The organism is Xylophilus sp. ASV27, from assembly GCF_016428875.1.
Lineage (GTDB): Bacteria > Pseudomonadota > Gammaproteobacteria > Burkholderiales > Burkholderiaceae_C > Xylophilus.
In genome coordinates, this window is sequence record NZ_JAELTO010000017.1 from 1 (window position 1) to 18,892 (window position 18,892).

The 18,892-nt window shown below is 68.7% G+C and carries 18 protein-coding genes; 13 read left to right on the forward strand and 5 right to left on the reverse strand.

Going from position 1 to position 18,892, the window contains the following annotated elements; genetic code table 11:
- On the forward strand, positions 1-280 hold a 280-nt coding region (locus JHD63_RS05695), incomplete at its 5' end, for a transposase (RefSeq protein WP_198969777.1).
- A gap of 54 nt (positions 281-334) precedes the next feature.
- Here JHD63_RS05695 and JHD63_RS05700 read toward each other — a convergent pair.
- The 4 genes from JHD63_RS05700 to serA all read right to left on the reverse strand — a co-directional run bounded on the left by JHD63_RS05700 (position 335) and on the right by serA (position 6,480).
- A complete protein-coding gene (locus JHD63_RS05700; protein ID WP_198969778.1) occupies positions 335-751 on the reverse strand; it encodes a gamma-butyrobetaine hydroxylase-like domain-containing protein in 417 nt (138 codons plus the stop codon).
- A 31-nt stretch (positions 752-782) separates the two neighbouring features.
- A complete protein-coding gene (locus JHD63_RS05705; protein ID WP_198969779.1) occupies positions 783-1,217 on the reverse strand; it encodes an HIT family protein in 435 nt (144 codons plus the stop codon).
- Positions 1,214-5,080 carry a DUF3683 domain-containing protein gene (locus tag JHD63_RS05710; RefSeq protein WP_198969780.1) on the reverse strand — a complete coding sequence of 1,289 codons (3,867 nt, stop codon included), beginning with the start codon at positions 5,078-5,080 and terminating at the stop codon, positions 1,214-1,216. The genes JHD63_RS05705 and JHD63_RS05710 overlap by 4 nt, the downstream gene beginning before the upstream one ends.
- 170 nt (positions 5,081-5,250) lie before the next feature.
- Positions 5,251-6,480 (reverse strand): phosphoglycerate dehydrogenase, encoded by a 1,230-nt coding sequence (gene serA, locus JHD63_RS05715; RefSeq protein WP_198969781.1) that lies wholly within the window; start codon positions 6,478-6,480, stop codon positions 5,251-5,253.
- 260 nt (positions 6,481-6,740) lie between these two features.
- On the opposite strand from serA, the gene ugpB reads away from it, so the two are divergent.
- The 6 genes from ugpB to ugpQ all read left to right on the forward strand — a co-directional run bounded on the left by ugpB (position 6,741) and on the right by ugpQ (position 12,092).
- On the forward strand, positions 6,741-8,051 hold the full coding sequence (gene ugpB, locus JHD63_RS05720; protein WP_198969782.1) for a sn-glycerol-3-phosphate ABC transporter substrate-binding protein UgpB: 1,311 nt from the start codon (positions 6,741-6,743) through the stop codon (positions 8,049-8,051).
- 107 nt (positions 8,052-8,158) lie between these two features.
- Entirely contained in the window at positions 8,159-9,040 is an 882-nt protein-coding gene (gene ugpA, locus JHD63_RS05725) for a sn-glycerol-3-phosphate ABC transporter permease UgpA (RefSeq protein ID WP_198969783.1), read from the forward strand.
- Positions 9,040-9,891, forward strand: coding sequence for a sn-glycerol-3-phosphate ABC transporter permease UgpE (gene ugpE / locus JHD63_RS05730; RefSeq protein WP_198969784.1), 852 nt, complete (start codon positions 9,040-9,042; stop codon positions 9,889-9,891). The genes ugpA and ugpE overlap by 1 nt, the downstream gene beginning before the upstream one ends.
- 82 nt (positions 9,892-9,973) lie before the next feature.
- Positions 9,974-10,990: a sn-glycerol-3-phosphate import ATP-binding protein UgpC gene (locus tag JHD63_RS05735; RefSeq protein WP_198969785.1), complete on the forward strand. Its 1,017-nt coding sequence runs from the start codon at positions 9,974-9,976 to the stop codon at positions 10,988-10,990.
- Complete coding sequence (locus JHD63_RS05740) at positions 10,987-11,346, forward strand: bleomycin resistance protein (protein ID WP_198969786.1); 360 nt, start codon at positions 10,987-10,989, stop codon at positions 11,344-11,346. Before JHD63_RS05735 ends, JHD63_RS05740 begins: the two co-directional genes overlap by 4 nt.
- Positions 11,343-12,092 carry a glycerophosphodiester phosphodiesterase gene (gene ugpQ, locus JHD63_RS05745; RefSeq protein WP_198969787.1) on the forward strand — a complete coding sequence of 250 codons (750 nt, stop codon included), beginning with the start codon at positions 11,343-11,345 and terminating at the stop codon, positions 12,090-12,092. The genes JHD63_RS05740 and ugpQ overlap by 4 nt, the downstream gene beginning before the upstream one ends.
- A 1-nt stretch (position 12,093) precedes the next feature.
- On the opposite strand, the gene JHD63_RS05750 is transcribed toward ugpQ, so the two are convergent.
- Positions 12,094-12,363, reverse strand: coding sequence for a hypothetical protein (locus JHD63_RS05750; RefSeq protein ID WP_370590403.1), 270 nt, complete (start codon positions 12,361-12,363; stop codon positions 12,094-12,096).
- Between the two features lie 90 nt (positions 12,364-12,453).
- On the opposite strand from JHD63_RS05750, the gene hemA reads away from it, so the two are divergent.
- The 6 genes from hemA to JHD63_RS05780 all read left to right on the forward strand — a co-directional run bounded on the left by hemA (position 12,454) and on the right by JHD63_RS05780 (position 18,883).
- Entirely contained in the window at positions 12,454-13,734 is a 1,281-nt protein-coding gene (gene hemA, locus JHD63_RS05755; protein WP_198969789.1) for a glutamyl-tRNA reductase, read from the forward strand.
- A 204-nt stretch (positions 13,735-13,938) separates the two neighbouring features.
- The gene (prfA, locus tag JHD63_RS05760; RefSeq protein ID WP_198969790.1) at positions 13,939-15,027 is read left to right on the forward strand and encodes a peptide chain release factor 1; all 1,089 of its coding nucleotides are present in this window, start codon (positions 13,939-13,941) and stop codon (positions 15,025-15,027) included.
- A gap of 54 nt (positions 15,028-15,081) precedes the next feature.
- Entirely contained in the window at positions 15,082-15,939 is an 858-nt protein-coding gene (prmC, locus tag JHD63_RS05765) for a peptide chain release factor N(5)-glutamine methyltransferase (RefSeq protein WP_198969791.1), read from the forward strand.
- A gap of 55 nt (positions 15,940-15,994) precedes the next feature.
- Positions 15,995-16,321 (forward strand): Grx4 family monothiol glutaredoxin, encoded by a 327-nt coding sequence (gene grxD / locus JHD63_RS05770; RefSeq protein WP_198969792.1) that lies wholly within the window; start codon positions 15,995-15,997, stop codon positions 16,319-16,321.
- A gap of 146 nt (positions 16,322-16,467) precedes the next feature.
- Positions 16,468-17,478 carry an AAA family ATPase gene (locus JHD63_RS05775; protein WP_198969793.1) on the forward strand — a complete coding sequence of 337 codons (1,011 nt, stop codon included), beginning with the start codon at positions 16,468-16,470 and terminating at the stop codon, positions 17,476-17,478.
- A 73-nt stretch (positions 17,479-17,551) separates the two neighbouring features.
- The gene (locus JHD63_RS05780) at positions 17,552-18,883 is read left to right on the forward strand and encodes a hemolysin family protein (protein WP_198969794.1); all 1,332 of its coding nucleotides are present in this window, start codon (positions 17,552-17,554) and stop codon (positions 18,881-18,883) included.
- The last annotated feature ends 9 nt before the right edge of the window (positions 18,884-18,892 follow it).

Consider the following 18,892-nt stretch of genomic DNA (forward strand, 5'->3'; position numbering starts at 1 on the left):
AGATGTGCTGGCCCACAGCATCCGCGCGCACTGGAGCGTGGAGAACCAGTTGCACTGGAGCCTGGACGTGGCCCTGCGCGAGGATGCCGCGCAGTCCTACAAGGATCAGGGCCCGCACAACCAGTCCCTGCTGCGGCGCATGGCCCTGCAGATGCTCACGCGCGACACCTCGGTGAAGCTCGGGCTGCAGGCCAAGCGCAAGCGCGCTGGCTGGAGCCTGCCCTATCTGGAGCACCTCATGGGCATGGGAGCGGCTCTGGGGATGGGGGGCTCTGGTTAGATGCGATTGCCCTGATGTTGCAGCAGGCCCGCGGCACGCACGGCCTTGCGCCTCTCAGCCGTGGCCGCCGCAGCCGGCGCCCCCGCGCGGCGGCATGGGAGCGTCGCGGTCCACGCCGGCGGCGGCCAGGCGCGCCTCGTAGCCGGCCCAGCGCTCGGCCTGCTGCGCACCCAGTTCGTAGAGGTAGGCCCAGGTGTAGATGCCGGTCTCGTGGCCGTCGCTGAAGATCGGCCGCACCGCATAGTTGCCGACCGGCTCGAGCGCGACGATGCCGACCTCGCGCTTGCCGGTCTGCAGGGTTTCCTGCCCCGGGCCGTGGCCCTTCACCTCGGCCGAGGGCGAGAACACGCGCAGCAGCTCGAACGGCAGGCGGAAGTGCGCGCCGTCGGAGAAGCTGATTTCCAGCACCCGCGACGCGCCGTGCACGGTAATGGATTGCGGCGTGGCGCCGCCCGCAGTCAAGCCTGCCATGAAGCTGCTCCCGGGAAAGACAAGGCGCCGATCATGCCCCGGCCTGCATCGTCGCCAGGCGCGCCGCGATGGCGGCGTCGACGGCCGGCAGGCGCCGCGCCAGCGCCGCCTCGTGCGCCGTGTCGCGCGGCCGCACGGCAGCGGCCCACACCGGCGCGGGGAAGTGGCTGTCGTCCTCGAAGCGCGCGACGAGGTGCCAGTGCAAGTGCGGCACCAGGTTGCCGAGCGAGGCCAGGTTGACCTTGGCCGGGCGCAGCTCGCGCCGCAGCACCTGCTCGACCGTGGCCACCGCCTCCATGCACAGGACGCGGTCCTCTGCCGGCAGATCGGAAAATTCTCCCACGTGCGCCTGCCAGACCAGCCGGTAGAACGCCGGGAAGCCGAACTCATCGGCCCGGATCACGCGGAACTTCGGGCCGCTCCAGACCCGCTTGCCGCCATCGCCCTCGCACAGCGGACAGCTCATACCAGCACCCGTTCGATGCCGCCCTGGTTGGCCGCCGCCACGTACTGCGGCATCCATTGCTCGCCCAGGATCTGGCGCGCCATCTCGACCACGATGTAGTCGGCTTCGAGCAGGCCGTTGTTCAGGTCGTTGCCGTAGCGGGTCAGGCCCTGCAGGCAGCTCGGGCAACTGGTGAGGATCTTCACGTTGGATCCGGCCGGCAGCTCGGCCTTGATGCGCAGAGCCGCCTCGCCCTTCTTCAATTCCTCTTCCTTGCGGAAGCGGACCTGGGTGGAGATGTCGGGCCGGGTCACGCCCAGCGTGCCGGATTCGCCGCAGCAGCGCTCGCTCTTGAGCACGTTCTCGCCCACCAGGGCCTTGACCGTCTTCATCGGCTCCTGCAGCTTCATGGGCGTGTGGCAGGGGTCGTGGTAGAGGTAGGCGTCCTTGCCGGCCAGGGTGATGCCCTTCTCCAGCAGGTATTCGTGGATGTCGATGATGCGGCAGCCGGGGAAGATCTTCTCGAACTCGTAGCCCTGGAGCTGGTCGTAGCAGGTGCCGCAGCTCACCACCACGGTCTTGATGTCGAGGTAGTTGAGCGTGTTGGCCACGCGGTGGAACAGCACGCGGTTGTCGGTGATGATCTTGTCGGCCGCGTCGAACTGGCCGCTGCCCTTCTGCGGGTAGCCGCAGCACAGGTAGCCCGGCGGCAGCACGGTCTGCACGCCGGCGTGCCAGAGCATGGCCTGCGTGGCCAGGCCGACCTGGCTGAACAGGCGCTCGGAGCCGCAGCCGGGGAAGTAGAACACCGCCTCGGTTTCGGCCGTGGTGGCCCGCGGGTTGCGGATGATCGGCACGTAGTCGCGGTCCTCGATGTCGAGCAGCGCCCGCGCGGTCTTCTTGGGCAGGCCGCCGGGCATCTTCTTGTTGACGAAGTGGATCACCTGCTCTTTCAGCGGCGCCTTGCCCACGGTGGCCGGCGGGCGCGCGGTCTGCCGGCGCGCCAGGCCGCCCAGCAGCCGGTTGGCCGCGCGCTGGGCCTTGAAGCCCAAGCCCACCATCGCCCCGCGCATGAGCTTGATGGTCTCGGGGTTGGTGGCGTTGAGGAAGAACATGGCCGCGGCGTTGCCGGGGCGGAAGCTCTTCTGCCCCATCTTGCGCAGCAGGTTGCGCATGTTCATCGACACGTCGCCGAAGTCGATCTTCACCGGGCAGGGCGACAGGCACTTGTGGCAGACGGTGCAGTGGTCGGCCACGTCCTCGAACTCCTGCCAGTGCTTGATGCTCACGCCGCGCCGGGTCTGCTCTTCGTACAGGAAGGCCTCCACCAGCAGCGAGGTGGCGAGGATCTTGTTGCGCGGGCTGTAGAGCAGGTTGGCGCGCGGCACGTGGGTGGCGCACACCGGCTTGCACTTGCCGCAGCGCAGGCAGTCCTTGACCGAATCGGCGATGGCGCCGATGTCGCTCTGCCGCATGATCAGCGACTCGTGCCCCATCAGGCCGAAGCTCGGCGTGTAGGCATGGGTCAGGTCGGCATGGCGCGCACCAGGAGCGCCGGCGCGCAGCAGCTTGCCCTTGTTGAAGCGCCCTTGCGGGTCCACGCGCTGCTTGTAGTCGGTGAAGGGCTGCAGCTCCTCGTCGGTCAGGAACTCGAGCTTGGTGATGCCGATGCCGTGCTCGCCCGAGATCACCCCGTCCAGGCTGCGCGCCAGCACCATGATGCGGGCCACCGCCTCGTGCGCGGTCTGCAGCATGTCGTAGTCGTCGCTGTTGACCGGGATGTTGGTGTGCACGTTGCCGTCGCCCGCGTGCATGTGCAGCGCCACCCAGACGCGGCCCTTGAGCACGCGCTGGTGGATGGCGTTCACCTCGTCGAGCAGCGGCAGGAACTCCGCCCCGCCGAAGATCTTCTGCAGCGGCTGGCGGATCTGCGTCTTCCAGCTCGCGCGCAGGCGGTGGTCCTGCAACTGCGGGAACAGCGCCTCGACGTCCTGCAGCCAGCCGGCCCACTGCGCGCGCACCTCCTGCAGCAGCGCCACGGCCTGCGCCACGCGGTCCTCCAGCAGCTCGGCCGAGGGGATGTCGCTGGCGTCGTCGGTCTTGCCCAGGGGCAGCGCGCCGCGCGCGAGGAAGTCCTCCAGCGCATCGCACAGCTTCAGCTTGTTGCGCAGGCTCAGCTCGATGTTGATGCGCTCGATGCCGTCGGTGTACTCGGCCATGCGCGGCAGCGGGATCACCACGTCCTCGTTGATCTTGAAGGCGTTGGTGTGCTTGCTGATGGCGGCCGTGCGCTTGCGGTCGAGCCAGAACTTCTTGCGCGCCTCGGGGCTGATGGCGACGAAGCCTTCGCCGCTGCGCGAGTTGGCGATGCGCACCACCTCGGAAGTGACCCGCGCCACCGCGTCGGCGTCGTCGCCGCTGATGTCGCCGAACAGCACCATCTTGGGCAGGCCGCCGTGCTTCTTCGACTTGGTGGCGTAGCCCACCGCCTTCAGGTAACGGTCGTCCAGGTGCTCCAGCCCCGCGAGCAGCACACCCGAACGCTTCTGCTCGGCGAACATGAAGTCCTTGATCTCGACGATGCTGGGCACGGCGTCCTTGGCGTTGCCGAAGAACTCCAGGCACACGGTGCGGGTGTGCTCGGGCATGCGGTGCACCACCCAGCGGCCGCTGGTGATCAGGCCGTCGCAGCCCTCCTTCTGGATGCCGGGCAGGCCCGACAGGAACTTGTCGGTCACGTCCTTGCCCAGGCCCTCCTTGCGGAAGGTCTTGCCCGGGATGTCCAGGCGCTCGGTGCGGATCGGCGTCCTGCCGTCGGCCTCGAAGTAGCGCAGCTCGAAGCTGGCCACCTCGGCGTCATGGATCTTGCCCAGGTTGTGGCCGATGCGGGTGACTTCCAGCCACTGCGCATCGGGCGTGACCATGCGCCAGGAGGCCAGGTTGTCCAGCGCCGTGCCCCACAGCACGGCCTTCTTGCCGCCAGCGTTCATGGCGATGTTGCCGCCCACGCAGGAGGCCTCGGCCGAGGTCGGGTCCACCGCGAACACGAAGCCCGCGCGCTCGGCCGCATCGGCCACGCGCTGGGTGACCACGCCGGCCTCGGTCCAGATGGTGGGCACCGGTTGATCGAGGCCGGGCAGCGCGACCATCTCGACCTCGGTCATGGCCTCGAGCTTCTCGGTGTTGATGACCGCGCTCTTCCAGGTCAGCGGGATCGCGCCGCCGGTGTAGCCGGTGCCGCCGCCGCGCGGGATGATGGTCAGGCCCAGCTCGATGCAGCCCTTGACCAGGCCGGCCATCTCGGCCTCGGTGTCGGGGCAGAGCACGACGAAGGGGTATTCCACGCGCCAGTCGGTGGCATCGGTCACGTGGGCCACGCGCGACAGGCCGTCGAACTTGATGTTGTCTTTGGCCGTGAGCCGGCCCAGGCTGCGCTGCGCGCGGCGGCGCAGCTCGGCCACGGCCGCGAATTCCGCATCGAAGCTGCGGACCGCGCCGTCGACCAGGCCCAGCAGCTCCACCACCAGGGCATCGCGCTGCGCGTCGGCGCCCGGCGTGCGGCGCTTGGCGACCTCGGCCAGGCGGTGCCGCAGCGCCTCCACCAGCTGGCGCCGGCGCTTGGGGTTGTCCAGCAGGTCGTCCTGCAGATAGGGGTTGCGCTGCACCACCCAGATGTCGCCCAGCACCTCGTAGAGCATGCGCGCGGAGCGCCCGGTCTGCCGCTCGCCGCGCAGTTGCAGCAGCACGTCCCAGGCGCGCTCGCCCAGCAGGCGGATGACGATCTCGCGGTCGGAAAACGAGGTGTAGTTGTAGGGGATCTCGCGCAGTCGCGCAGGCCCTTCGGCCTGCGACAACAGCGCCGCCAGGGCGGTGGGAGCATTCATCGGGGGATAACCTGGGTTGGGCGGCAGGCGCCCATGGGCCTCGGGAGCGGGATTTTAGCGGTTTGGTCCGCGACGCGCAGGCGCCGCAATGCGCCCCAGCATCTCGGCCATTCATGCCGCTCGCGCGCCAACCGCAGCCGCGGGAACGCGCGCGCGAAGCCTCCGGCGCCTCAGAACAGCACGCGCGCCCTGATCGTGCCCGGCACCTGCAGCAGCTTCTCCAGCGCCAGGTCGGAGGAGGTGGCGTCGATGTCGATCACGACGTAGCCCACGTCCTCGCTGGTCTGCAGGTACTGGCCGGCGATGTTGATGTGGTTGTCGGAGAAGATCCGGTTGATCTCCGACAGCACGCCCGGCACGTTCCGGTGGATGTGCAGCAGGCGGTGCTGGCCGCCCTGCGAGGGCAGCGCCACCTCGGGCAGGTTCACCGAAGAGGTGGTAGTGCCGTTGTCGCTGTACTTGACCAGCTTCTCGGCCACTTCCGTTCCGATGTTGGCCTGCGCCTCCATGGTGGAGCCGCCGATGTGCGGGGTCAGGATCACGTTGTCCAGGCCCTGCAGCGGCGAGACGAAGGCCTCCTTGTTGCTGCCCGGCTCGGTGGGGAACACGTCGATCGCCGCGCCCAGCAGCTTCCTGGAGCGGATGGCGTCGGCCAGCGCCTCGATGCGCACCACGGTGCCGCGCGAGGCATTGATCAGGATGCCGCCCTGCTTCATGGCGGCGATCTCGGGCTCGCCCACCATCCACTGGGTGGCCGGCGTCTCGGGGACGTGCAGCGTGACGATGTCGCTGGTGGCCATCAGTTCGGTCAGCGAATGGATCTGGCGCGCATTGCCCAGCGGCAGCTTGGCGACCACGTCGTAGAACGCGACCTTCATGCCGAGCGCCTCGGCCAGCACCGAGAGCTGGGTGCCGATGGAGCCGTAGCCCACGATGCCCAGCGTCTTGCCACGGATCTCATAGGAATCGGCGGCCGACTTCAGCCAGACGCCGCGATGCGCCAATGTGCTCTTCTCGGGCACGCCGCGCAGCAGCAGGATGGCTTCGGCCAGCACCAGCTCCGCGACCGAGCGGGTATTGGAATAGGGGGCATTGAAAATCGCCACGCCGCGTTCGCGCGCGGCCCGCAGATCGACCTGGTTGGTGCCGATGCAGAAGCAGCCCGCCGCCACCAGCCTGGGCGCGTGCGCCAGCACGTCGGCCGTCAACTGGGTCTGCGAGCGGATGCCGAGGAAATGCACGTCCGCCAGCCTGGCCTTGAGTTCCTCGCCCTGCAAGGCCTTGGGCAGCGTCTCGATCTGGGAATAGCCGGCACGCCGCAGCACCTCGCTGGCGGAAGCATGGATGCCCTCGAGCAGCAGAAACTTGATCTTGCTTTTGTCCAGGGAAGTCTTGGTCATGGCGAGTGGACGACGGCCGCTTGACGGGCCGCGCGGAAGTCACGGGAAACGGGCCGGAGATGCTAGCATGGTGCAACGCAACAGAGCGTCGGCGCCAGCCCCATTTCCATCCCCGCGCCGCGGTCCATCGGCGCGGGCGGCGGAAAGGGTTTACCCGCTTACCCGCGCCTGGGTGCGTTCACAGAATGACACGCACGTGTCACAGCCGAGGCTGACGATTCGCCGCCCGCCTGTCTTGTTTGATTCAAGGAGAACCCTTCATGAAGTTCATGCGCCTGGCCTCGGTTGCCGCGCTCGCGGCCGCCATGGCCGCCCCCGCCGTTGCCCAGACCGAAATCCAGTGGTGGCATTCGATGACTGCCGTCAATGGCGAATGGGTCAATGACCTGGCAAGGCAGTTCAACGAGAGCCAGAAGGAATACAAGGTCGTGCCCACCTACAAGGGCTCGTATGACGAATCCATGACCGCCTCGATTGCCGCTTTTCGTGCCGGGAATGCGCCGCACATCCTGCAAGTGTTCGAAGTGGGCACCGCCACCATGATGGCCAGCAAGAGCGCCATCATCCCGGTTGGCCAGGTCATGAAGGACGCGGGCGAGAAATTCGACCCGAGCGGCTACATCTCCGCCGTGGCAGGCTACTACACGGCGCCCAACGGGCAGATGCTGAGCTTCCCATTCAACAGCTCGACCACGATCTTCTACTTCAACAAGGATGCCTTCAAGGCCGCCGGCCTGCCCACGGACAAGGCGCCGTCCACCTGGCCCGAAGTCGTGGTCGCGGCCGCCAAGCTCAAGGCCGCCGGCCACAAGTGCCCCTTCACCACCGCCTGGCAGGGCTGGACCCAGTTGGAGAGCTTTTCCGCCTGGCACAACGTGGAGTTCGCCAGCAAGGCCAATGGCCTGCAAGGCATGGACGCGCGCCTGAAGGTCGACTCGCCGCTGCATCTGCGCCACATCGAGAACCTCGCCAACATGGCCAAGCAGGGGCTCTTCATCTACAAGGGGCGCGGCAATGTTCCTGAAGCCAGCTTCGTCTCCGGCGAATGCGCCATGATCAACACCTCCTCGGGCTTCTACGGCAATGTGGCGAAGAACGCCAAGTTCGCCTACGGCCTGGCGCCCCTGCCCTACTACCCGGACGTGCCAGGCGCGCCGCAGAACACGGTGATCGGCGGCGCCAGCCTTTGGGTCATGTCGGGCAAGAAACCTGCCGAGTACAAGGGCGTGGCCAAGTTCTTCAGCTTCATCTCGACCCCTGAGGTGCAGTCCGCCAGCCACAAGCGCACCGGCTACCTGCCGGTCACCACGGCGGCCTACAAGCTGACCGAGGAGTCGGGCTTCTACCAGCAGAACCCTGGCACCGACGTCGCCGTGACGCAGATGATCCGCAAGGTGACCGACAAGAGCCGCGGCATCCGCCTGGGCAACTACGTGCAGATCCGCGCCATCGAGGACGAAGAACTCGAACAGGTCTGGAACGGCAAGAAGACACCCAAGGAAGCGCTCGACTCCATCGTCAAGCGCGGCAACGAGCAGCTCGAGCGCTTTCAGAAAGCCAACAAGGGCTGATCAGGCGCTTGGCCGCCGGGCTGAGCCTTCCATACCCTCCCCGTAGCACGGGGAGGGTATTTGCTTTGTCAGGCGCAATCGCACGCCGCCGGTTCACCGAAAGACCTATGGAAAAACGCGTCATATTCCGCTCCCGCTGGCTTCCGTGGGCGCTGCTGCTGCCCCAGATGGCGGTGATCCTCGTCTTCTTCTTCTGGCCGGCGAGCCAGGCTCTGGTGCAGTCGCTGCAATTGCAGGATGCCTTCGGCACCTCCACCGAATGGGTGGGCCTGGCCAACTTCCGCCAGTTGTTCGACGATCCGTCCTACGTCGAATCGTTCAAGACCACCGCCCTGTTCTCGGTGCTGGTGGCGGGGCTGGGCATCAGCCTGTCGCTGCTGCTGGCGGTGTTCGCCGACCGCATCGTGCACGGCGCTATGGTCTACAAGACGCTGCTGGTCGTGCCCTATGCCGTGGCGCCGGCGGTGGCCGCCGTGCTGTGGGTCTTCATGTTCTCCCCGTCGCTCGGCGTGGTGTCGTATGCCCTGGGCCATTTCGGCTTCGAGTGGAACCACCTGCTCAACGGCGACCATGCCATGGCGCTGATCGTCATGGCCTCGGTCTGGAAGCAGATCTCCTACAACTTCCTGTTCTTCCTGGCCGGCCTGCAGTCCATCCCCAAGTCGCTGATCGAGGCCGCCGCCATCGATGGCGCGCGCCCGTGGCGCCGCTTCTGGACGATCCAGTTCCCGCTGCTGTCGCCCACCACTTTCTTCCTGCTCGTGATCAACGTGGTCTACGCCTTCTTCGACACCTTCGCCATCGTTGACGCAGCCACCCAGGGCGGCCCGGGCAAGGAGACCGCGATCCTGGTCTACAAGGTGTACTACGACGGCTTCAAGGCCATGGACCTGGGGGGCTCGGCCGCGCAGTCGGTGGTGCTGATGCTCATCGTCGTGGTGCTCACGGTGGTGCAGTTCCGCTATGTCGAGAAAAAGGTGAATTACTGATGGTTGAACGTCGCCTGACCGCCGGCATCCTGGCCCACGTGGTGGTGCTCCTGGGCGTTGCCATCGTTGCTTTCCCCCTCTACCTGGCCTTCGTCGCCTCCACGCATACCGCGCAGGAGATCGTGCAGGCCCCCATGCCGCTGCTGCCCGGCTCCCACTTCTGGGAGACCTACAAGGCCGCGCTGTTCGGCCGCGAGGCCGGCGCCGGCTCGACCGCTCCGGTGGCGCGCATGATGTGGGTGAGCCTGGTGTCGGCCCTGGTCATCACCTTCGGCAAGATCGCCATTTCCCTGCTGTCGGCGTTCGCGGTGGTGTACTTCCGCTTCCCGTTCAAGCAGCTGTGCTTCTGGATGATCTTCATCACGCTGATGCTGCCGGTGGAAGTGCGCATCGGCCCGACCTACCAGGTGGTTTCGGACCTCGGCATGCTCAACAGCTACGCCGGCCTGACCATTCCCCTGATCGCCTCGGCCACGGCCACCTTCCTGTTCCGGCAGTTCTTCCTGACCGTGCCGGACGAGCTGGTGGAAGCCGCGCGCATGGACGGCGCCGGCCCGATGCGCTTCTTCAAGGACGTGCTGGTGCCGCTGTCCAGGACCTCCATCGCGGCGCTGTTCGTGATCCAGTTCATCTATGGCTGGAACCAGTACCTGTGGCCCCTGCTGGCCACCACGACCGAGGACATGTACCCGGTGGTGATCGGCATCAAGCGCATGATCGCCGGCGGCGACGGCCAGAACGAATGGAACATCGTGATGGCCACCGCGCTGCTGGCGATGCTGCCGCCCGCCGTGGTGGTGATCCTGATGCAGAAGTGGTTCGTCCAGGGCCTGGTGGACACTGAAAAATAGGCACCCCCAAGGCTCGCTCACTGCGCGCAGCCGCCAGCCCCTTGCAGGGGGCCACCACAACGACCAAGGAAACAGAAACGACATGGCAGCCATTTCCCTCAAGGACGTCGTCAAGCGCTACGGCACCGGCCCGAAGGTCAACCAGGTCATCCACGGCGTGAACGCCGAGGTGGCGGATGGCGAGTTCATCGTGATCGTCGGCCCCTCGGGCTGCGGCAAGTCCACCCTCCTGCGCATGGTCGCGGGATTGGAGGAGATCAGCGGCGGCACCATCTCCATCGGTGGGCGCGTGGTCAACGACCTGGAGCCGGCCGAACGCGACATCGCCATGGTGTTCCAGAACTACGCGCTGTACCCGCACATGACGGTGTTCGACAACATGGCCTACGGCCTGAAGATCGCCAAGCTGTCCAAGGACGAGATCAAGACCCGCGTCGACAAGGCCGCCAAGATCCTCGAACTGGGCCACCTGCTGGCGCGCAAGCCGCGCGAGCTGTCGGGCGGGCAGCGCCAGCGCGTGGCCATGGGCCGCGCCATCGTGCGCCAGCCGCAGGTGTTCCTGTTCGACGAGCCGCTGTCCAACCTGGACGCCAAGCTGCGCGCCCAGACCCGCCTCGAAATCCAGAAGCTGCACCGCGAACTGGGCATCACCTCGCTGTTCGTCACGCACGACCAGGTCGAGGCCATGACGCTGGCCCAGCGCATGATCGTGATGAACGGCGGCGTGATGGAGCAGTTCGGCACGCCCGAGGAGGTCTACCACCGCCCGGCCTCCACCTTCGTCGCGAGCTTCATCGGCTCGCCGCCCATGAACCTGCTCAAGCACGCGCCCGGCGTGCGCGCCGGCACCCTGCTGGGCATCCGCCCCGAGCACCTGGACATCGTCGAGGCCGGCACGCCCGGCGCCTGGGCGGCCACGGTGGACACGGTCGAGCTGCTCGGCGCCGAGCGCCTCATCTACTGCCACCTCGGCGAAGACGCGCTGATCGTCCGCGCCGAAGAGGGCCTGCACGCGCCCCAACCCGACGCCATCCTGCACGTGCGGCCCCGCGGCGAGCGCCTGCACACGTTCGACGCGGCCACCGGCAAGCGCATATGAGCGCCGGCACGTCCGCCCCGCTGCTGCATGCCGCCGTGCCGGTCCTGCCTTCGCTGGACCTGGACGAAAGCGCGGCCTTCTACGCCGAGCGCCTGGGCTTTGCGGTGCGGCTGCGTGCCGACGACTACCTGATCGTCGCGCGCGACGGCTGCGAGCTGCACTTCTGGCCCTGCGACGAACGCCACATCGCCGAGAACAGCGCCTGCTATGTGCGCGGCGACACGCGCGCGCTGCATGCCGACTTCGCCGCGCGCGGCCTCGTGCTCGAGCCGCCGGCCGAGCGCCCCTGGGGTATGCGCGAGCTGTACGTGATCGACCCGCACGGCAACCTGCTCAAGTTCGGAGAGCCCACGTGAGCCCCGCCGCCCCGCCCCCCTGGCCCTACCCGCGCTGGATCGCCCACCGCGGCGCCGGCCGGCTCGCGCCCGAGAACACGCTGGCGGCGTTTCGCCTGGGGGCGCAGCACGGCTACCGCATGTTCGAGTGCGACGTGAAGCTCAGCGCCGACGGCGTGCCCTTCCTGCTGCACGACGCCACGCTGGAGCGCACCACCGACGGCCACGGCGTCGCCGGCGAGCAGCCCTGGGCCCAACTGGCGCAGCGCGACGCCGGCGCTTGGCACTCGCGCGCCCATGCGGGCGAGCCGCTGCCCTGCTTCGGGAACATCGCCCGCTACTGCCTGCGCAACGGTTTTCAGCTCAACGCAGAGATCAAGCCCACGCCCGGGGCCGAGCGCCTGACCGGCGAGGTGGTGGCACGGCATGCCGCGCGCCTCTGGCAGGGCGCGGCGGTGCCGCCGCTGCTCACCTCGTTCCAGCCCGAGGCCCTGGCCGGCGCCCGGCACGGCGCGCCAGCCCTGCCGCGCGGACTGCTGCTCGATACCCCGCGCAAGGGCTGGCTGGAAGAGGCCCGGGCACTGGGCTGCGTGGCCGTGGTCTGCAACCATGCGCTCTGGGATGCGGCCACGGCGGCCCAGGCCCAGGGCGCCGGCCTGCGCACGCTTTCCTACACCGTGAACGACCCCTGGGCGGCCGAACGGCTGATCGCGCTCGGCACCGACGGCATCATCACCGACCGCGTCGACCTGTTCGCGCCGGCCTGAATCAGCGGCGCCAGCCCCGGCGCAGCAGCCATTCGCTGGTGGCCAGCACCAGCACCAGCGCGACCCAGGTCAGCATGCGGCCGTCGTGGCCGGTCAGCACCAGGCCAGCCAGCAGCACCCCGGCGCCGGCCGCCAGATGCAGCGCCAGCCGGCCCGGCCAGGCCATGCGGCAAGGCCCCGGCACCACGAAACGGCCCAGCAGCAGCATGCCCGGCGCCATCCAGAAGGCGGGCGCCAGGAAGTTCAGCAGGTGCTCGAGGATCTGCGGCAAGGACATGGGATTGGGGAAGACGAGCGCTCGCTTTCAGTGCGATAGGGAAGCACAATCCTGGGGCGCAGCCACAAATTTTATAATCCGCAAATGGCAGTCTGGGCCCTGGGCATCAATCACACGACCGCGCCGCTCGATCTGCGCGGCCGGTTCGCCTTTGCGCTGGACCAGATCGCGCCCACGCTGCAGGGCCTGCGCGGTTCCTTCCCGGCGCGCCACCCGGCGGTCGAAGCCGCCATCATCTCCACCTGCAACCGCACCGAGATCTACTGCGCCGGCGAGCATCCGGCCCTGGACCACACCCTGGGCTGGCTGGCCCAGACCGGCGGCGTGACGCCCTCGATGCTGCAGTCGCACGCCTACACCCTGGAAGACGGCACGGCCGCGCGCCATGCCTTTCGCGTGGCCAGCGGCCTGGACTCCATGGTGCTGGGCGAGGCCCAGATCCTCGGCCAGATGAAGAACGCGGTGCGCGCGGCCGAGAGCGCCGGCGCGCTCGGCCGCACGCTCAACCAGTTGTTCCAGCGCTCGTTCTCGGTGGCCAAGGAAGTGCGCAGCGCCACCGAGATCGGCGCGCATTCGATCAGCATGGCCGCCGCCGCGGTGCGCCTGGCCGGCCAGTTGTTCGAGGACCTGGCGCAGACCCGCGTGCTGTTCGTCGGCGCGGGCGAGATGATCGAGCTGGCCGCCACCCATTTCGCGGCCAGGAACCCCAAGGCCATCGCCGTGGCCAACCGCACGCACGAGCGCGGCGAGGCGCTGGCCGCGCGCTTCGGCGGCGAGGTCATGCGCCTGGGCGACCTGCCCGAGCGCCTGCATGAGTTCGACGCGGTGGTGAGCTGCACCGCCAGCACGCTGCCGATCATCGGCCTGGGCGCGGTCGAGCGCGCGCTCAAGCGCCGCAAGCACCGCCCCATGTTCATGGTCGACCTGGCCGTGCCGCGCGACATCGAGCCCGAAGTCAAGGCCCTGGAAGACGTCTACCTCTACACCGTGGACGACCTGGCCAGCGTGGTGCAGACCGCGCAGGCGAACCGCCAGGCCGCCGTGGCGCAGGCCGAGGCCATCATCGACGCGGGCGTGCAGAGCTTCATGCACTGGATGGACCAGCGCGATCCGGTCAAGGGCAGCGTGCCCCTGATCCGCCAGCTCCATGCCCAGGCCGATACCTGGCGTAGCGCCGAGATCGCCCGCGCCCGCAAGCTGCTGGCGCGCGGCGAGGACGTGGACGCCGTGCTGGAGGCGCTCTCGCGCGGCCTGACGCAGAAGATGCTGCACGGCGCCATCAGCGAGCTGCATGCCGGCAACGCCGAACAGCGCGAGCAGACGGCCGAGACGATTTCCCGCTTCTTCCTGCGCAACAAGTCCTGAGACGTCCTTTTCTGGGAAAAAAGTGCCTGCAGCCCAGGTATGTCCTGGGCTTATAGCTATATATTTCATAGCACACCCATTGCCCTGAGCCGCCAACGCGCGGCCATCATTCCCGCTGCGGGCGCGCCCGCGGCCGTCGCGGATAATCGCCGCTCGCCCGAACCGCCCTGCGCCGCCCTCGCGCGCGCTCCAGACTCCAGCCCCGTGAAACCCTTCCTGCGCCACCAGCTCGACCGCTACGCCGTCCGTCTCGAGGAACTCGACTTCCTGCTCTCGCGCGAGGACATCATGGCCGACATGGAGCAGTACCGCGTGCTCTCGCGCGAGCATGCCGAGGTGACCCAGATCGCCGGCCGCTACGCCCGCCTGCGGCAGCGCGAGGCCGACCTCGAAGGCGCGCGCGGCATGCTCGACGACCCCGACATGGCCGAGATGGCGCAGGAGGAAATCGCCAGCGCCGAGGCCGAGCTGCAGCAACTGGCCGACGAGCTGCAGCGCCTGCTGCTGCCCAAGGACCCGGACGACGACCGCAACGCCTTCATGGAAATCCGCGCCGGCACCGGCGGCGACGAGTCGGCCCTGTTCGCCGGCGACCTGGCGCGCATGTACACCCGCTACTGCGAGCGCGCCGGCTGGCGCTGCGAGGTGGTCAGCGCCAACGAGAGCGAACTGGGCGGCTACAAGGAAATCGTGTTCCGCATCGTCGGCGACAAGGCCTACGGCCGGCTGCGCTTCGAATCCGGCGGCCACCGGGTGCAGCGCGTGCCGGCCACCGAGACCCAGGGCCGCATCCACACCAGCGCCTGCACCGTGGCCGTGCTGCCCGAGCCGGACGAGGCCCAGGCGGTGCAGATCAACCCGGCCGACCTGCGCATCGACACCTACCGCGCCAGCGGCGCCGGCGGCCAGCACATCAACAAGACCGACTCGGCCGTGCGCATCACGCACATCCCGACCGGCATCGTGGCCGAATGCCAGGACGACCGCAGCCAGCACCGCAACAAGGCCAAGGCGCTGCAGGTGCTCTCCGCGCGCATCCAGGAGAAGGAGCGCAGCGAGCAGGCCGCCAAGGACGCCGCCATGCGCAAGGGCCTGATCGGCAGCGGCGACCGCAGCGACCGCATCCGCACCTACAACTTCCCGCAGGGGCGGCTGACCGACCACCGCATCAACCTCACGCTCTACAAGCTGCTCGCCATCATGGAGGGCGACCTGGGCGAGGTGCTGGACGCGCTGCAGCACGCGCGCGAGGCCGAGCAACTGGCCGAGCTGGAAGTCGGCGCCGCCGCCTGATTCTGAACAAAAAAGGCATGTAGCCCAGGTAGAACAAGGGCTTTTAGCTACTAAATGCATAGCAACCAAGCCCCCCCCATCAGCATCGCCCAGGCCCTGCAGGCCGCCGGCGCGCTGGGCCTGGAGCGGCTCGATGCGCAACTGCTGCTGCTGCACGCGCTGGGACGGCCCGCGCACGAGCGCGCCTGGCTGCTGGCGCACGACACCGACCTGCTGGACGCCGCCACGCAGCAGCGGCTGTGCGGCCTCTGCAGCCGCCGCGCCGCGGGCGAGCCGCTGGCCTACCTGGTCGGGGAGAAGGAATTCTTCGGCCTGCCGCTGGCGGTGGACGCCCGCGTGCTGGTGCCGCGGCCCGACACCGAAACCCTGGTCGAATGGGCGCTGGAGCGCCTGGCCGGCCAGACCGCGCCCAGCGTGCTGGACCTGGGCACCGGCAGCGGCGCCATCGCCCTGGCGCTGCGCCACGCGCGGCCGGACGCGCAGGTGAGCGCGGTGGACGCCAGCGCCGGCGCGCTGGAGGTGGCGCGCGGCAACGCCGCCCGCCTGGGCCTGCCGCTGCGCCTTCTGCAGGGCGACTGGTACGCCGCGCTGCCGGCCGGCGAGCGCTACGGCCTGATCGTCTCCAACCCGCCCTACATCGCGGCGGACGACCGGCACCTGGCGGCCCTGGCGCACGAGCCGCCATCGGCCCTGGTGGCCGGCGCCGACGGCCTGGACGAGCTGCGCCGCATCATCGCCCAGGCGCCCGGGCACCTCGCGCTGGGCGGCTGGCTGCTGCTGGAGCACGGCTGGGACCAGGCCGGCGCGGTACGCACCCTGTTGCAGGCCGCCGGCTTCGACGCGGTACAAAGCCGCCGCGACCTGGCAGGCATCGAACGCTGCTCGGGCGGGCTTCTGCCATCCCGCCGATAATTGCGGCCGCCGCGGCCGGGCGCTTCCGGCCGCCACCCCCCTGAAGGAGAGACCCATGAGTGACGCCCAACAACGCATCGACGCCCTCGTCAAATCCAACGACGTGCTGCTCTTCATGAAGGGCAGCGCCAGCTTTCCGATGTGCGGCTTCTCCGGCCGCGCGATCCAGGTGCTCAAGGCCTGCGGCGTGGACACCAAGGCCATCAAGACCGTCAACGTGCTGGAGGACGACGGCATCCGCCAGGGCATCAAGGAATACAGCCACTGGCCGACCATCCCGCAGCTCTACGTCAAGGGCGAGTTCATCGGCGGCTCGGACATCATGATGGAGATGTACGAGTCCGGCGAGCTGCAGAAGGTGCTGGCCGGCAACGCGGCCTGATCCGCCGCCCCGCCCGCGCGCGGCGCGTTCGCCCGATGAGGGCGGCCGCGCCGTTGCTTTTTGGGGCGTTCGCCGGTGGACGCCTGGCACGGCTTGTGCTCGAATGAAGGCGTTGCTTTTCTGATGAAGAAGTAAAGGAGTGCCAGATGCAATCCCATAGCCTCGTCACCCAGTCCTCATCCACTTTCCCGCTGCCGATCGCGCAGGTGCGCAGCGTGTTCGACCCGGCCGAGGTCGAGCGCCGGCTGGGCAAGCTGCAGCACGCCGGCGACGCGCGCGAGCACGAAAGCCTGCGCAGCACCTACGAGCGCATGCTCGAACGCGGCCCCGAGCGCTTCCAGGTCAAGCCCGCCGGCGTCCCCGACATGGCCGCGCTCTACGACGACCTGCCCAACTTCACCGAAGTGCTGGACGACGTGCGCCGCCACGTCGCGCTGGCGCAGGACAGCCGCGACGGCCTGGAGGTCACGCCCATGCTGCTGCTGGGGCCGCCGGGCATCGGCAAGACGCATTTCGCGCGGCAGTTGGCCGACCTGATCGGCACCGGCATGAACCTGGTGCCCATGGGTTCCATGACCGCCGGCTGGCTGCTGTCGGGCTCGGCCTCGCAATGGAAGGGCTCGCGCCCGGGCAAGGTGTTCGAGGCGCTGGTGGACGGCACCTACGCCAACCCGGTGATCGTGGTGGACGAGATCGACAAGGCCAACTGCGACGCCCAGTACGACCCGCTCGGCGCGCTCTACAGCCTGCTGGAGCACGACACTGCCAGCGCCTTCGTGGACGAGTTCGCCGAGGTCGCGATCGACGCCAGCCAGGTGCTGTGGATCACCACCGCCAACGACGCGCGCGGCATCCCCGACCCGATCCTCAACCGCATGAACGTGTTCGAGGTGGCGCCGCCCTCGCCCGAGCAGGCGCGCCACATCGCGCTGCGCCTGTACCAATCGATCCGCGCGGGCCACGACTGGGGCAGCCGCTTCGACGAGGCCCCGCAGGAGGAGGTGCTGGAGCGCCTGGCCGCGCTGGCCCCGCGCGAGATGCGCCGCGCGCTGATGGTGGCCTTCGGCAACGCGCGGCTGGACGGCCGCGCCGAGCTGCTCGGCGACGACCTGCCCCGCCCCGGGGACCGGCGCAGCCGCATCGGGTTCATGCAATAGGGCCGGGGGCCGCGCCGCCACGCCCGGCCCCTACACTCTGGCGAATAGCCCCCGTGGCGCTGCCTTCGCCTTCATGACCCTGACCACCAGCCTGCTCCTCATTGCCGCGCTCATCGCCGCCAGCGCCTTCTTTTCCATCGCCGAGATCTCGCTGGCCGCCTCGCGCCGGCTGCGCCTGCGCCAGATGGCCGACGAGGGCGAAGCGCGCGCCGAACGCGTGATGCGCATCCAGGAGCAGCCCGGGCCCTACTTCACCGTGGCGCAGATCGGCCAGAACGCCATCGCCATCCTGGGCGGCATCGTCGGCGAAGGCGCGCTGAGCCCGGCCTTCACCGCGCTGTTCTCGCTCGGCCTGGGCCAGGCCGCGGCGGAGACGGCGGGCTTCCTGGCCTCGTTCGCCATCGTCACCTCCTTCTTCATCCTGTTCGCCGACCTGTTCCCCAAGCGGCTGGCCATGACCGCGCCCGAGCGCCTGGCGGTGCGCACCGCGCGCCCCATGCAACTGTTGCAGTCGCTGCTGCGCCCGCTCACCTGGGTCTACAGCAAGGGCGCGGACGGGCTGTTCGGCCTGTTCGGGCTGCCGCTGCAGCGCGACGACCGGATCACCTCCGAAGACATTCTGGCCATGACCGAGGCCGGCGCGCTGGCCGGCGTGCTGGCCGCGCGCGAGCAGCAGGTGATCGCCAACGTGTTCGAGCTGGACACCCGCACCGTCGCCAGCGCCATGTCGCCGCGCGACCGCATCGCCTACTTCCTGCGCGACGACCCGGACGCGGTGATCCGCGCGCGCATCGCGGCCGAGCCCTTCTCCACCTACCCGGTGTGCGAGGGCGACATCGACCACGTGGTGGGCTACGTGGACGCCAAGGACCTGTTCCAGCGCGTGCTCAACAACCAGCCGATCTCGCTCGACGACAACGCGCTGGTGCGCAAGGTGCTGATCGTGCCCGACAGCCTGACCCTGGCCGAGGTGCTGGACCAGTTCCGCCTGGTGGGCGAGGACTTCGCCGTCATCGTCAACGAGTACAGCCTGGTGGTGGGCGTGGTCACCCTCAACGACGTCATGAGCACCGTCATGGGCGACCTGATATCGCCGCTGGACGAGGAGCAGATCGTGCGGCGCGACGAGAACTCCTGGCTGATCGACGGCGTCACCCCGATCCAGGACGTGCTGCGCGCGCTGGACCTGGAATCCCTGCCGCACGAGGGCGACTACGAAACCCTGGCCGGCTTCCTCATGGTCATGCTGCGCCGCGTGCCGCGCCGCACCGACAGCGTGACCTGGGGCGGCTACAAGTTCGAGGTGCTGGACGTGGACAGCTACCGCATCGACCAGGTGATGGTGGCGCGGGTGGGCACGGCAGCGGCGTCAAAAAAACTCACCGATCCAGACCACCCGGCATGAGGAAGCCCC

Bases quoted from the DNA above. Each gene is read 5' to 3' on its own strand.
- JHD63_RS05740 (WP_198969786.1), top strand. From the start codon at position 10,987: ATGAGCGCCGGCACGTCCGCCCCGCTGCTGCATGCCGCCGTGCCGGTC.
- grxD (WP_198969792.1), top strand. From the start codon at position 15,995: ATGAGTGACGCCCAACAACGCATCGACGCCCTCGTCAAATCCAACGAC.
- JHD63_RS05705 (WP_198969779.1), bottom strand. From the start codon at position 1,217: ATGAGCTGTCCGCTGTGCGAGGGCGATGGCGGCAAGCGGGTCTGGAGC.
- JHD63_RS05710 (WP_198969780.1), bottom strand. From the start codon at position 5,080: ATGAATGCTCCCACCGCCCTGGCGGCGCTGTTGTCGCAGGCCGAAGGG.
- hemA (WP_198969789.1), top strand. From the start codon at position 12,454: ATGGCAGTCTGGGCCCTGGGCATCAATCACACGACCGCGCCGCTCGAT.
- ugpA (WP_198969783.1), top strand. From the start codon at position 8,159: ATGGAAAAACGCGTCATATTCCGCTCCCGCTGGCTTCCGTGGGCGCTG.
- JHD63_RS05775 (WP_198969793.1), top strand. From the start codon at position 16,468: ATGCAATCCCATAGCCTCGTCACCCAGTCCTCATCCACTTTCCCGCTG.
- JHD63_RS05735 (WP_198969785.1), top strand. From the start codon at position 9,974: ATGGCAGCCATTTCCCTCAAGGACGTCGTCAAGCGCTACGGCACCGGC.
- JHD63_RS05700 (WP_198969778.1), bottom strand. From the start codon at position 751: ATGGCAGGCTTGACTGCGGGCGGCGCCACGCCGCAATCCATTACCGTG.
- serA (WP_198969781.1), bottom strand. From the start codon at position 6,480: ATGACCAAGACTTCCCTGGACAAAAGCAAGATCAAGTTTCTGCTGCTC.
- ugpB (WP_198969782.1), top strand. From the start codon at position 6,741: ATGAAGTTCATGCGCCTGGCCTCGGTTGCCGCGCTCGCGGCCGCCATG.
- prmC (WP_198969791.1), top strand. From the start codon at position 15,082: ATGCATAGCAACCAAGCCCCCCCCATCAGCATCGCCCAGGCCCTGCAG.
- JHD63_RS05780 (WP_198969794.1), top strand. From the start codon at position 17,552: ATGACCCTGACCACCAGCCTGCTCCTCATTGCCGCGCTCATCGCCGCC.
- ugpE (WP_198969784.1), top strand. From the start codon at position 9,040: ATGGTTGAACGTCGCCTGACCGCCGGCATCCTGGCCCACGTGGTGGTG.